This is a genomic window from Yersinia sp. 2553 StPb PI (assembly GCF_052217105.1).
Classification (GTDB): Bacteria; Pseudomonadota; Gammaproteobacteria; order Enterobacterales; family Enterobacteriaceae; genus Yersinia; species Yersinia enterocolitica_E.
The window spans coordinates 1626583-1639207 of record NZ_JAZGPX010000002.1; the positions used below are offsets into that span (position 1 = coordinate 1626583).

Sequence of the window (12625 nt, forward strand, 5' to 3'; positions counted from 1 at the left end):
TACTCCGGGTGGCATCGTAATAGAAACTTTCGCTTTCAGAACGGGCTGGAATTATGGGCTTTGACCCACTCTTCACTGATGGGATGAACAAAATGCAACTCACTGGCGTGCAGCATCAGCCGTGGAGTCCGTTCGGTACCTGGCAGCAGGCGACCGCCATACAGGTCACAGCCCAAAATGGGATGGCCCAACTGCTGACAGTGGATGCGGAGTTGATGAGTACGCCCGGTTTCTGGGGTTAGCTGTACCCGAGTTAATGGCAGTAACGTCCCATCTTCCAACTCATGATAAAAGCGCTCCACGACCCGATAGTAGGAGCGAGCCGGCTTGCCGTGGATTGGGCAAATCGACATCAGCGGGAACAGTGCCGGGTCTTTGGCAATCGCTGCGTCTATCATCCCTTCGTTGTCATCCAGATGTCCGCAGAGCAGTGCGCTGTACACTTTGGTCACGGTGCGCTGGCTGAACTGTCGACAGAGGGTGGCATTTATAGCCTTATTGCGGGCAATCACCATCAGCCCGGAAGTGCCAAAATCCAGGCGATGAACCAGGGTACAGCCGGGGAATATCTGTACTAACCGATGATGCACCGAATCCAGATTTTGCGGATTTTTCCCCGAGAGGCTAAGCAGCCCCGCAGGTTTATTGATAAGAACCAGGTGATCGTCCTGATAGAGAGTCTCTATCTTGTCATGACACGGCGGGGCAATAAAGGTATCGATTATCTTAGACATCAGGCTACCCGGATGAAGAGTGGGAGCGGATGATACCGAATTTTAAACCGACTGGCGAATCCTGAGAGCAGGTCCCACCAGCCTCTGATAACCCCCTCCAAACTCAAGTAATACCGTGATCAGGTCCTGCAATCTGGAACAGACTCAAAAATTACAGGTATAATCCCACAAATTATTCAACTGGTTTAGGAACGAAGATGACAAAACTCACCTTACAAGAGCAGATGCTAAAAGCTGGATTAGTGACCAGCAAAAAAATGGCCAAAGTCCAAAGAACAGCTAAGAAATCACGAGCTCAGGCTCGTGAGGCAAGAGAGGCTGTGGATGAAAATAAAAAAGAACAACTTGAGCGTGATAAACAACTAAGCGAACAACAAAAACAAGCGGCTTTATCTAAAGAGTATAAAGCTCAGGTGAAACAGCTCATTGAAATGAACAGAATCGATATTTCAAAAGGCAATATTGGTTTTAACTTCACAGATAATAATTTAATTAAAAAAATAGTTGTGGATAAGCTCACTCAAGCTCAGCTGATTAGTGGTCGTCTCGCCATTGCTCGTCTGGTTGTTGAGAACAGTGGCGAGAGTGAATACGCTATTATCCCCGCGAGCGTAGCCGATAAAATTGCGCAGCGAGATGCGAACAGTATTGTATTAAATAGTGCGCTTAGTCAGGAAGAGCAAGATGGAGAAGATCCGTATGCCGATTTCAAAGTGCCCGATGATTTGATGTGGTAATTAACAGTTTGCAGATGCGTATGTATGAAAAGCCCCTCAGGGCTTTTCATTAAGATTTTATGCTCAGCCAATTCATGGAAAACGCAGAGCGATCTAACCAATGTGATGCATCCATCGAGTGAATTCACAGCCAAAAGCGGGTGTTGATATAAATAGAAGACGTTAGCCTGTTAGGCATTGCAGTCATAATGTTTTTTTTGAAAAGCTCACTGACATATGACGGATCTATGATTTTGATTGATAATGCCGATAGCCAATTTATGGGTATTACCTGTTTGCTACTGCATCGCTGGTATGAATTGCACTAGTGGTCGGGATTCCGGGATGCCCACGGTCTCGCTCCCAGGTAAAAGGGGCAAAATCACAGTTTTCATCACGCCAATGAGGTTTGCGCAGTGCATAAATCACCAAAGGTACCATGCAGAAGAACAAGGCTAATGCGATCAAAATAGCGACATACTCCTTGGGGCTACCCACCACAATTTGGCTAGGTGGAATGAAGCTAAAGATGAAAGCAATACACGAACTCAGTAGCCCTGTACCACCAATAATCCACATCCCTGCATTACCGCCAGATATACAATAAGGCCGTGGTCGGTTTGGTTGACTAAAGCGCAGGTAGATAGCCGCACTGAACATCAACATGTACATAATGAGATACAGGATGACGGTCAATTGGCTCAATATCTGGTAGGCCGATTGAACTGAGGGAAGTACCACGAACAAGATAGATAGCAAGGTAACAATAAGTGCTTGAACACATAGGATATGCGTCGCCATACCATTTTTATTGATACTCTGCCACCAGCGCGGTAAGTATCCGGCCTTAGCCACTTCCAATAACCCGGATGAAGGCCCGGCAACCCATGTCACTACACCTGCTAATACCCCCACAGCCAGACAGCATGACACTATCGGCCCTAGCCATTCGATACCGGCCCACTTAAACAGGTCGTAATAAGTCACTAACAAACTTTGCGTCAGATTGATATCAGACTCGGGGATCACAAAAGCTATGGCTAACGTGCCCAAGACAAAAATAAGTACAGTCCCTAAAGCAGCCAACATAATAGCGATGGGATAGTTTCTCTGCGGGTTCTCTACATCTTTGACATGGATGGCATTCATCTCCATCCCAGCATAAAACAGGAAGATACTGGCGGCTAAAACCACATTATCGAAATTAGAAAAGTCAGGAACAACGTTATCCCATGACAACTCTATTTGCGAGGTACCTCCACCAATCAAATATGAAAAACCTAATATGATCAGGATAATTACCGGAATGATGGTGCCTATCAATCCCCCCCATTTAGAGACCTTGGCAAAGGTTTCCACCCCTTTAAAGGCAATAAAGGTCGCAAACCAATAAATACACAACACAATCCCGAGCACAAAGAATTTATTGGCCGCGAGTGCTTGATCCCATGTCTGGTCGGGGCCAATAAAAGCTAATGAAACCGCACCGAACGTCAGGACAGTAGGGAACCATACCGTCACCTCAGTCCACAGCATAAACATGGCTAAAAATGCCCAGCGCGGGCCAAAAGCCTCGCCTACCCAGCGAAATACTCCGCCTTTTTCCGGCCAACCGGTTGCCAATTCAGCCGCCACCAAACAGACCGGGATCAAGAAGAATACAGCAGCAAACAGATAGTAAAAAATAGAACTTAATCCATACTCCGCTTCGGTAGGTAACCCTCTTAGACTGACCACTGCCACAATATTCATTACCACTAGTGTCATAATGCCCAGTTTTTTTATTGACGGGCTGCGTTTGGTTGATACGTTATTGTTCTGCATAAACTCACCTCATAATTAGATTATTAAAAGATAATTAAAAACAATCTATTAGATGTGATTGAAGCGGAATTTGTTTTTTATCAATTGAGTAACTCATTTGTAATGATCCAAAACGAGAATCTAAAAACAAACAATCCATATTATCTGACATAATAAACACCCTATTTATTTAGTTTAAATTTAGCACCATAGTTTTCACAAAGAATAAAAACAAGTCAGCTAATAATTAAATATAAATCAACCACCATGTCTTATATTGTTTTCAGTTTAAATCTAGAATAAAAATGCCAGACAAGCAACACAGAAAGTCAGTATATTTCTCGCATTGATCGTCAACATTTAAAAAATGTAGTTTAATAAAAGCCAATTAAAAAACACTTTGATTTATAGATATATTAATACTTATTGAATGAAGTTAATTTAATAACAAACAGATAATTCATAGCAAAGACATAAGTAGGCTTAGGTATATTAATAGTTATAAATATTACATGCCTTTCAGCCCATCATTATCATGGCTAGTAAACCGTAAGCAGCAAAGGCGACTCTCTGCCAGAGTGCTGCACTCCATTGGAAAGCGGTAATACGTAAGAAGCCACTAATCTACACAATTCTATGGGTTTCCCCCGTCTCACAAGAAATTGTGAGCCATTTTAGCCTGCCAATTACCACCAATCCTAAACGATAATCTTACACAGGCTTTTGAACCTTATAGTTCAAATGTTAATATAGTTGGCTGAGGGAGTTTGATATCACGGCGATAAAGGAAAAGTTTTGAACACTAAAAGTAGAATGCAGTTGTGGCCATGGTTGGCGGTATACGCAATGGTTGTCTTGCTATTGGCTGGGTGCTCAAACAAATCCAATCGTGACTACACCAAACTGCCAAAAGGCAGTTATAACGATAAATCGTATACCGTTAAGTCAGGTGACACACTTTATTTTATTGCATGGATCAGTGATAGCGAAGTGAGTGACCTTGCCCGCATCAACAGGCTCCGCCCCCCCTATAGACTTGAGGTTGGGCAAAAACTTCAGCTCAGCAGTTCTGCGGCGTCCGGGCGACTGGCATCAACGAAGCGTAAATCCTCAAATACTGTACTCGCTGCATCGACACCACCACCGGGTGCTAATCGATGCTGGCGCTGGCCGACCAGTGGCCAAATAATATCGCGCTACTCCAACGCCGACGGTGGTAATAAAGGCATTGATATTACGGCTAAACGTGGGCAGCCAATCTACGCGTCGGCCAAAGGGCGAGTCGTGTATGTCGGGAATCAGTTACGTGGTTATGGCAACCTGATAATGATTAAACACGGTGAGGATTTCATCACCGCTTATGCCCATAACGACACCATGCTAGTGAACAATGCTCAAGATGTGAAAGCGGGACAAAAAATAGCCACGATGGGCAGCACCGGAACAGACACGATAATGTTGCATTTCCAAATCCGTTACCGAGCAACCGCACTTGATCCACTACGCTATCTGCCACCACAAGGGGCAGCGCCTAAGTGTTAGCAGACCGCGGTGTAAGTAGTCGTTAAGTGTTCTAGCGGAATCAAATAAGCAAAAGGCTCCTGTTCAGGAGCCTTGTTTTATTCTTCAACACTCGAGGCTATCGTTACGCCAGTACTTCTTTCACGAAAGCTTTAATCTCTTCAACTTGGCAGTTATCAAAGAAGCACTGCTGGAAACGTGCACCGCTTACTGCGGTTTTCACTAATTCACGGTCAATAGAGCGCAGTGTATCGAGATAGTTTTCTTTCACTACCGCAGCTTTCACTTGGTTCAAAATACCCGCATTACGTACCTGCGGCTCTTTACGATCCAGCGGGTAACCTTCCCCCTTCACGCCAGTAAACGCTTTTTCAAAGATATAACGCACATTTAATTCAGCACCCCAGCCAAAACCTTTGGCGAATGGCAGTGACAATGCATTACCGTTATTGATCTGAGCAAACAGGAAAGCGTCAGCAGGATCGATGCAATATCCACATACAACACCTGGATGGATGTTTAACGACATCATTGCGCCTTGGCCTGTACCACAGCCAGTAACCACAAAATCCACTGCTTTAGAATTGAGCAGAATGCTGGCCATGATCCCCAGATGAATATAAGTCAGGTGATGGTCGTTTTCATCACTCATGCCCACGTTGTATACCGGGTACGCTTTTTCCGAGGCTACAGCATTCAGCTCTTTCAGAATGATGGCGTTTTTAGTTGCCTGACTGTTTTCCATCATCAGTGCAATTTTCATTATGTTCTCTCCTTTGCGCCAATGAGCTGTGGCCCATTGGGTGTGATAGTTAGACTTGACTGTGCAGAACATAGCACTCTAAAAACAAAATTTCAATTTTAATGAAAAGATGTTTTATAAATATCACATTTTGAGATTTAGTCGCCATGCATCCTACCGGATAACCATGAGAATAGCGGGTGTATGTAGCTGTGTGCGTCACTCATCTGCGACGAATACAAAATCAAATCGGTCAATGTTTGGCCTATCGACCCAAATGCTCGCTTGAATAACATACAAAAAGACCATGCGGATGCATGGTCTTCTCTTACTGGAAATAATCGACAACACTAACTTTAGTGATGCAACATCTCGTGAACTATTTCATCTTTGCCTAATGTGATTGGATAAAACGTTGGCCAGTTATCCATTTCTTTAAACAATGCTTCATGCGACTCATTGCTCGTGTAAATATGAAAATGATGGGATTTTTGTGGTTCTATTATATGGTCACTGAATTGGACAAATTTTGGTGCTTTTGAGTTAGCATCTTTACATTCGAATAAATAGCGTACTCCCTTCTTCCCTGAGTCATAGTGCATTATTTTAAAGCCAGAGTAGCTATACTTACATGAATTAACGGCATCTGAGGTGTGAAAATCAATAGTGTTATTCTCTATGCCAATCATAATGATATCAGTATGATAGCCCCGGCGGTAATACTCTCGGTATTCTGTAACCGTTTTATCTTTATTTTTTTTCGCTTTATTAACGAGTACCGAATCCAGATCCCCTTTTAACAGATAGGGATTAACCGATTGCCAGACCCCATCCCAATCACTCAGCCCCCTATCCTTAACATCTTTGTCTACAAAGATGCCTTCACTTGCTGTGCGTGCAGCATCCGATTGATGGTGCTCATGTGAGTGGCTATGTTTACCATGCGCAAATGATTTAAAACTGATCAATGAAACACAAACACTCAATGCAATTATGGATAGGCAGTTATATTTTTTAGACATCTATAGCTCCTTATTGGATAGCACGAATGTAATGTTATACTATTACACATACGCTAATCAATAGGCGCTTGTACAGTAGGCCACCAGATATTAGCTGCCGTCGCTGAGGCCGAGCATCGACGTATCCTGGAGAGGGAAAATGGCCGTTGTGCCGCCGCAATGGCTACCAAAATTAAGTCAGGGCGAAAACCACGAATGAAATCAGACATGGCTAGTATTCTTATTAACAAAAAAGCGGGTTATGGCAAAACCGGGATGTCGAGAACCCCTGATTTCCGTTTAGAGAGGAAAGTTAAGGCCGCTATTTAGGCTTACATTGCCTCTAGTTCTTTCTGAGTTCGTCCACAGTACGCAAAAGCTAGCGTTCGAATAACTTTATGGGGCAGACGCCAGACGTCGGGCAGCTTCTATGACAGAGGATCTCCGTCTGGCATGTTCTTCTGCGCTATCTGGTCCCGTTAACATGCGCGCGACCTGTGGAACGGCAGACCACCATCCGGCCAAAGCTAACACCAAAAAAGCCAGATGATCTGCTCCAATGGCTTGGGTAACAATTCCCTCGCGCTGCCCATCGCTCACGGCCTGAATCTTGTATCCATAGTATTCGCGTCGCTGTTCTTCGTCCGGCACCTCATCACTGAATATCAACCCTTCCCAGCGCATGAGCCGACTCAGTTCAGGATTGTCGAGGTGATAATCGTAGGCACGGCCAGCGTAATCGCCAATATCTTCAACCGCAAAGGATGTAATGGGCAACGCCGATGCCACCTTGGCCAACTCACTACGTAATACGGCTGAGAACAGCGCTCGCTTATCGCCAAAGTAATTATAAACACGCTCCTTGTTTACCCCGGCCAACTTGGCAACCCGCTCAAGGGTAGTGCCATCGGGTCCGAGTCGGGCGAATTCGGTCATCGCCGCATCCAGAATTTTGCGTTTCGTCCCTTCAGTATCCCAAGCCATTTTTCTTCTCTCTCATTTATAGGTTGTTGCTGTCACGTAATCATACTATAGTTATTTCCAACTAAAACGTTGGAGTTTTAATTTTACTTTATAATCGGAGTCTGAACTATGAAAAACACCATCCTCATCTGTGGATATGGCCCGGGTATTTCCCATGCAGTCGCTCGCCGTTTTGGTAAGGCGGGTCATCCCGTAGCCTTGATTGCGCGCAATGCTCAGCGTCTCGCTGATGCGGTAACGGAATTGACCGCCGAAGGCATCCAGGCTCGCGCTTTCCCAGCCGATCTTAGCGATGTTAAAGCGATTCGACATGCCGTCACGGACGTACATGAGATAATGGGGCCTATAGGTATCCTGCACTGGAACGTTTTTCTCGATATCGAAGGTGACCTGCTGTCCACTCAGCCCGCAGATCTGAGCAAGAGTTTCGATCTTCGCGTTGTTGGCTACATCACCGCCGTACAAGAGAGCAGGAACGACCTTGCGGCATCAAAAGGTACCGTATTGGTTACCAGCGGCGTCATGGCGCTCGATGACCCACAAATCAATGCGTTCGCCATCGATTATGCTGCGATTGCCATCAGCGTTGCAGCTCAACGTAAAACTACCCATATTCTGGCGCATACCCTCGCGTCACATGACATTCATGTCGGTGAGGTGATCGTCAACGGCTTCGTTGAGGGAACACCGGGCGGTGTGGGTAAAAGTGATACCGTCGCCCCAATGGACATCGCTGACCAATTCTGGGAACTGCATACTGCACGTCAGGTACATTCCGTCATCGTTGGGGGTGCTGTACCGATATCGGAAGCAGAGTTCCATGGCTGAAAATACGCAATTCTCAGGCTTGGCTGATGAGACCTTCAGCAAGCCCCCTCACCTCAGACCAGCTCATTACGCGAGTGGGCCAGGTGTCACGCTACTGGTCTCGGTCGCCCTGTTGGTGCTGACCCAGCTTTACCTGGCAATCCCTTTGCTGACGTACGTCGGTCACTCTTTCAGCCCGGCAACACCGGGGGCTGTCTCGTTCGCGCTGGCCACTTGTTTCAGCCTGGCCTATGCTGGCGGGTTCCTGCTCTGGGGGCCGTTATCGGATCAGTATGGTCGTCGGCCAGTGATGCTGATGGGGCTGAGCGCCCTGTCGATTGCCACACTTGCCTGCGCCTTCGTGCCTTCGTTGCCATGGTTGGCGGGACTTCGGATGTTACAGGGGCTGGCAGCGTCCAGTTTTGCCCCGGTAGCACTGGCCTATCTTGCTGAAGCGGTGCGGATACGTCACCGAGCAACCGCCATCGGGGCCATGTCTACGTCTTTCCTCGTGGCCGGCATCCTTGGGCAAGTATTCGCGGCCTGGGTGGCGTTACGATGGGATTGGTTCTGGGTATTTCTGACCACGGGAGGCGGTCTTGTGGTCATGCTTCCATTAATTGCGTTGATGATAAAGGAACCGGCACGCACTATCGTTGAGGGTCATCTGGGCCATCGTTTCGTAGCATTGGGCAAAATTGCCGTGCGGCCTGCCATTCTGCTGCTGTCATTTGCACACATCACACTTCTCCTGTCTTTCGTTGCGATGTATACGGCGTTGGGGCCGCATCTGGCGGGCTTGAACCTTTCTCCTGCCACAGTCATTGCACTGCGCTTGGTTGGATTGCCAGGGATGTTCATCGCCTTGCTGGTCGGGCCGCTTGCTGCTCGGATCGGGATGCCGGGCGTTGCGGGTGCAGGTTATCTGGTTGCGGCCGTGGGCTTGGCCCTAGAGGCTGTGTTAGCGCAATCGCTGACCGGTATTGCCATTGGGAGTCTGGTCTTCGTGGTCGGCGTCGCTCTCGCTATTCCGGCAATGATCACCCAGTTTGGTGATCTGGCGGTACCTAACCGCGCAGCGGGCATGGCCCTCAATGGTTTTGTCCTGTTTATCGGTGCCAGCATCGGTCCATTTATCGTGTCCTGGGTGCCCGGTTTCGTCCCGCTATTGGTGGGGCTTGCGGTGGCACTTTTACTGGCCACTGTCTGCGTTGCGGGCAGTGCATCGCTTGCTTCATCCACGAGGAAATCATGAATTCTATCCGTTCTTCGCTCTCTTCAGTTCTGACTTCCTGCCGTTGGATCCTGGTGTTCCGCATCAGTCTAGGGCTTACCGCTGCTCTGTCTGCTTTCGCGTTGCAAACAGCCTCCGGTGCGGTTGGAGATAACCCGATCAGCATCCCAGATACTCATCATCAAACCAGTCAGCGTTCGGTCACTCTGGATGGTCAACCCGCCGCACTCAGCCGTTACGAGAGGCGCGATGAGCGCAATGCCTTCCTGGAGGGAGAACACTTTAGTACGGTGATCGCCGCCGATGGCACACTCAAGGGTTTTGCCAACATCTCGCTCGACCTAGTGGGGAAACCGTTACCGTCTCGTGAGCGCGCTGAGCAGATTGCGGCAGAGTTCTTGCGTAAGGCTGCGCCCGACTTGCTGACCAGCCTAGGGAGAGCGTCTGTTACTCTCCATGATGAACCTATTCGCTTATCACACCCAGGCCGTAACGAGACCGTCCAACTCACCGGTTTAAAATTCAAGGCACGCAATCTGGCTGATGGGCGTTGGTTCTGGGTCATCATCGGTAGCGATGAGAAACCGATGCTGTTCGAGCGCGATCTGGAATGGGCAACCCTGCTCGCTCGCCGCAAAACGGAACAATGGCTGCATGACCGATGGATAAAAGCACAAGATGCCCAACAGATCAGTAAACCAAGCCGTTGGAATCTGCCATGGACTCATTAACTCAGATTGTTCTTGGCAGCAGTGTCGCCGCACTTGTTGTCCCCCCACATCATCGACGCCAGGCAATACTGGCGGGTGGAGTTCTCGGTACTTTGCCCGATCTGGACGTGCTCTGGTTCAAAGTATTCAGCAGTGATGTGGTTACAGAAGTGACCTGGCACCGTGGTCCATCGCATTCACTCTTGATGCTAACGTTGTTGGGATTGCTGCTTTGGCTCTTGCTCAAGTCTCGCAGTTCGCTGGTTCGAGGTGCCCCATTGCGGTGGCTGTTGGCGATCTGGCTGGCCCTGATAACACATCCGTTGCTGGATGCCTTTACCGTCTACGGTACGCAGGTGCTATGGCCCATGAAGACCCCACCCGTCATGTGGGCGACAATCTTCGTCATTGATCCGTTGTATACAGTGCCGTTGTTGATAGGGGTTATGGCTGCCTGGCAGCTTTCACCACATAAAACTGCGCAGCAAACGAGTGGCTCAGGCCGAGACAGGGCGGCACACAATTGGTTGGTAGCAGGCTTGCTCGTGAGCTCGGCCTACCTGGCTTGGAGTGTTGCCGCCAAATCTCTGGTTGACCGGGTAGCCTCGCAAAGCCTGGCTGTTCTGAACTTGCAGAATGCCCCGCGTTTTTCTACACCGCTTCCGTTCAACACGCTGGCTTGGCGGGTGATTGTGATGGTACCGGATGGCTACTGGCTCGGTGACCGATCCCTTGTCGCGGATCGGGGAGCGATGCAATTTACTTTTCACGAAAGCGACAACCAGGCGTTGGCGCAGTTGACATCCGTACCGCAGTTGAAACGTCTATTGTGGTTCACACATGGGTTTATCGCCGCTCACGCTCAGCGACGTGAGGATGGCGAGCTTCGGCTGACCCTTGCAGATCTGCGAATGGGGTTAGAGCCCGATTATTTTTTCCGCTATGACATTGCTGGCATAGATGAAAGTGGCCACTGGGCAGCAGCACCAGAAATTACCCAATTGCCTGAGTCGGGTGATACCGCCAAGATGCTAAGCTGGGTGTGGAGGCGTATTTATGACAGTAAAGCAACGCCGTGAGTGACAAATGGAATTGTAATACTCTAGAACAGAGTTAATTGATTTATTGGATTATTTTCGCTAAACGGTGACTATCTGTAAGCCAATGCATTAGTAAAAACTGATACATCATCCTATAAAAAATTATCTGAAATAAAAACTAGCTCCGATGTTAGTATGTTTTCTGCGTGATTTGGCCTCAAACCCCAGTAGCACTCAACAGCAGAATGATAGGCTGTTAGTGCTACTGGTTTAATCGCGCCGACTGCGGTTAGCGCTTCTTGCGGTTACGATGCATATCTATGGCGACGGCACTGACAATAATGATGCCTTTGATAATGTCCTGAATGTAGGAGTCCACACCAATAAAAGTAAAACCACTCTTAATCAGTCCTAAGATTACGGCGCCAATTACTGTACCGGTGATACGACCGACCCCACCCATCAAGCTGCTACCACCAATAACGGCAGCCGCAATCGCATCCAATTCATAAGATTGGCCCATGCTTGATTGCCCGCTACTCACCCGGGCGGCCAAAACCACGCCCGCCAAGCCAGCTAATCCCCCGGCAATGGTATAAACCGTTACCAGATATTTATTAACGTTAATGCCTGATACTTTTGCTGAAATCATATTCCCGCCGATGGCATAGACGTATTTACCATAACGGGTGTGTTTCAGTGCAATATGGAATATCACCGCAATAACCAAAAAAATGATAACGGGCATAGCACCTTGCCCAACCGCGGTAAAATCATCGGAGAGAAAACTTACCGGATTGCCTTTAGTGTAATATTGGGCAAGTCCTCTGGCAGAAACCATCATTCCTAATGTAGCGATAAAGGGAGGAATACCTGTACGGGTTATCAAGAAACCATTAATAAATCCACACAGTATCCCGACCCCTATGCCTGCAATAATAGGGATAGCCGCGGGTAAATCCAATAAGTGCGGATACATAGGTGAAATACTTTCTGATGTCTGTGCCAGACTCGCCGCGACAACAGCCGTTAATGCAATTAAAGAGCCGGATGAGAGATCAATGCCGGTAGTGATAATAACTTGTGTCACTCCGACGGCAATGATACCTATAATAGCCACTTGCAGAACGATCAATAATAGCCGATTAGGATTCAATAAAAATGATTGATCGCGAATAAACCAGCCAAGGAACTCAAAAATCAATGCAATACCGATCATGACAATAAAAATACCGGTATCTTTAGGTAATTTCCCTTTAAATCCAGACATGAATGAATGTGTTTTTGTTGACTCAACCGTTAATGATTTAGCAAATTTAACATTACTCATTAT

At 47.5% G+C, this 12625-nt stretch carries 13 protein-coding genes; 6 read left to right on the forward strand and 7 right to left on the reverse strand.

Translation table 11 applies throughout. From position 1 onward, the window contains the following. Positions 1–35: 35 nt before the first annotated feature. Positions 36–734 carry an RluA family pseudouridine synthase gene (locus V2A84_RS08730; protein ID WP_083159032.1) on the reverse strand — a complete coding sequence of 233 codons (699 nt, stop codon included), beginning with the start codon at positions 732–734 and terminating at the stop codon, positions 36–38. Between the two features lie 197 nt (positions 735–931). Here V2A84_RS08730 and V2A84_RS08735 point away from each other — a divergent pair, with 197 nt between their 5' ends. Continuing rightward, entirely contained in the window at positions 932–1471 is a 540-nt protein-coding gene (locus V2A84_RS08735) for a DUF2058 domain-containing protein (RefSeq protein ID WP_083159033.1), read from the forward strand. Between the two features lie 267 nt (positions 1472–1738). Here the strand turns inward: V2A84_RS08735 and gadC are convergent, their stop codons facing one another. Then, positions 1739–3274, reverse strand: a complete 1536-nt coding sequence (gene gadC, locus V2A84_RS08740; RefSeq protein ID WP_102970423.1) for a putative glutamine/gamma-aminobutyrate antiporter GadC — start codon at positions 3272–3274, stop codon at positions 1739–1741. A gap of 792 nt (positions 3275–4066) precedes the next feature. On the opposite strand from gadC, the gene actS reads away from it, so the two are divergent. After that, the gene (actS, locus tag V2A84_RS08745; RefSeq protein ID WP_193784817.1) at positions 4067–4795 is read left to right on the forward strand and encodes an amidase activator ActS; all 729 of its coding nucleotides are present in this window, start codon (positions 4067–4069) and stop codon (positions 4793–4795) included. Between the two features lie 103 nt (positions 4796–4898). On the opposite strand, the gene V2A84_RS08750 is transcribed toward actS, so the two are convergent. The 4 genes from V2A84_RS08750 to V2A84_RS08765 form a co-directional block, all read right to left on the reverse strand. Then, positions 4899–5537: an RpiB/LacA/LacB family sugar-phosphate isomerase gene (locus tag V2A84_RS08750; protein WP_005185124.1), complete on the reverse strand. Its 639-nt coding sequence runs from the start codon at positions 5535–5537 to the stop codon at positions 4899–4901. Between the two features lie 335 nt (positions 5538–5872). Then, the gene (zinT, locus tag V2A84_RS08755) at positions 5873–6538 is read right to left on the reverse strand and encodes a metal-binding protein ZinT (protein ID WP_083159035.1); all 666 of its coding nucleotides are present in this window, start codon (positions 6536–6538) and stop codon (positions 5873–5875) included. A 53-nt stretch (positions 6539–6591) separates the two neighbouring features. Beyond that, positions 6592–6747 carry a hypothetical protein gene (locus tag V2A84_RS08760; protein WP_193784669.1) on the reverse strand — a complete coding sequence of 52 codons (156 nt, stop codon included), beginning with the start codon at positions 6745–6747 and terminating at the stop codon, positions 6592–6594. 166 nt (positions 6748–6913) lie between these two features. Continuing rightward, positions 6914–7501 (reverse strand): TetR family transcriptional regulator, encoded by a 588-nt coding sequence (locus V2A84_RS08765; protein ID WP_042569675.1) that lies wholly within the window; start codon positions 7499–7501, stop codon positions 6914–6916. A gap of 108 nt (positions 7502–7609) precedes the next feature. Between V2A84_RS08765 and V2A84_RS08770 the strand changes: the two genes are divergently transcribed. From V2A84_RS08770 to V2A84_RS08785, 4 genes are read left to right on the forward strand one after another with little or no spacing between them, the layout of a single operon-like run. Further along, the gene (locus V2A84_RS08770; RefSeq protein ID WP_083159037.1) at positions 7610–8329 is read left to right on the forward strand and encodes an SDR family NAD(P)-dependent oxidoreductase; all 720 of its coding nucleotides are present in this window, start codon (positions 7610–7612) and stop codon (positions 8327–8329) included. Beyond that, positions 8322–9563, forward strand: coding sequence for an MFS transporter (locus tag V2A84_RS08775; protein ID WP_442847878.1), 1242 nt, complete (start codon positions 8322–8324; stop codon positions 9561–9563). The genes V2A84_RS08770 and V2A84_RS08775 overlap by 8 nt, the downstream gene beginning before the upstream one ends. Further along, complete coding sequence (locus V2A84_RS08780; protein WP_227746536.1) at positions 9560–10273, forward strand: hypothetical protein; 714 nt, start codon at positions 9560–9562, stop codon at positions 10271–10273. The genes V2A84_RS08775 and V2A84_RS08780 overlap by 4 nt, the downstream gene beginning before the upstream one ends. Then, positions 10261–11331, forward strand: coding sequence for a metal-dependent hydrolase (locus V2A84_RS08785; protein ID WP_083159039.1), 1071 nt, complete (start codon positions 10261–10263; stop codon positions 11329–11331). The genes V2A84_RS08780 and V2A84_RS08785 overlap by 13 nt, the downstream gene beginning before the upstream one ends. Before the next feature lie 250 nt (positions 11332–11581). On the opposite strand, the gene V2A84_RS08790 is transcribed toward V2A84_RS08785, so the two are convergent. After that, positions 11582–12622: an ABC transporter permease gene (locus V2A84_RS08790; RefSeq protein ID WP_083159040.1), complete on the reverse strand. Its 1041-nt coding sequence runs from the start codon at positions 12620–12622 to the stop codon at positions 11582–11584. Positions 12623–12625: the final 3 nt, after the last annotated feature.

What these genes read in the sequence shown, in the direction of transcription:
- V2A84_RS08775 (WP_442847878.1), top strand. Translation starts at nt 8,322, where the DNA reads ATGGCTGAAAATACGCAATTCTCAGGCTTGGCTGATGAGACCTTCAGC.
- V2A84_RS08780 (WP_227746536.1), top strand. Translation starts at nt 9,560, where the DNA reads ATGAATTCTATCCGTTCTTCGCTCTCTTCAGTTCTGACTTCCTGCCGT.
- V2A84_RS08735 (WP_083159033.1), top strand. Translation starts at nt 932, where the DNA reads ATGACAAAACTCACCTTACAAGAGCAGATGCTAAAAGCTGGATTAGTG.
- V2A84_RS08760 (WP_193784669.1), bottom strand. Translation starts at nt 6,747, where the DNA reads ATGTCTGATTTCATTCGTGGTTTTCGCCCTGACTTAATTTTGGTAGCC.
- zinT (WP_083159035.1), bottom strand. Translation starts at nt 6,538, where the DNA reads ATGTCTAAAAAATATAACTGCCTATCCATAATTGCATTGAGTGTTTGT.
- V2A84_RS08790 (WP_083159040.1), bottom strand. Translation starts at nt 12,622, where the DNA reads ATGAGTAATGTTAAATTTGCTAAATCATTAACGGTTGAGTCAACAAAA.
- gadC (WP_102970423.1), bottom strand. Translation starts at nt 3,274, where the DNA reads ATGCAGAACAATAACGTATCAACCAAACGCAGCCCGTCAATAAAAAAA.
- V2A84_RS08765 (WP_042569675.1), bottom strand. Translation starts at nt 7,501, where the DNA reads ATGGCTTGGGATACTGAAGGGACGAAACGCAAAATTCTGGATGCGGCG.
- V2A84_RS08750 (WP_005185124.1), bottom strand. Translation starts at nt 5,537, where the DNA reads ATGAAAATTGCACTGATGATGGAAAACAGTCAGGCAACTAAAAACGCC.
- V2A84_RS08730 (WP_083159032.1), bottom strand. Translation starts at nt 734, where the DNA reads ATGTCTAAGATAATCGATACCTTTATTGCCCCGCCGTGTCATGACAAG.
- V2A84_RS08770 (WP_083159037.1), top strand. Translation starts at nt 7,610, where the DNA reads ATGAAAAACACCATCCTCATCTGTGGATATGGCCCGGGTATTTCCCAT.
- actS (WP_193784817.1), top strand. Translation starts at nt 4,067, where the DNA reads ATGCAGTTGTGGCCATGGTTGGCGGTATACGCAATGGTTGTCTTGCTA.
- V2A84_RS08785 (WP_083159039.1), top strand. Translation starts at nt 10,261, where the DNA reads ATGGACTCATTAACTCAGATTGTTCTTGGCAGCAGTGTCGCCGCACTT.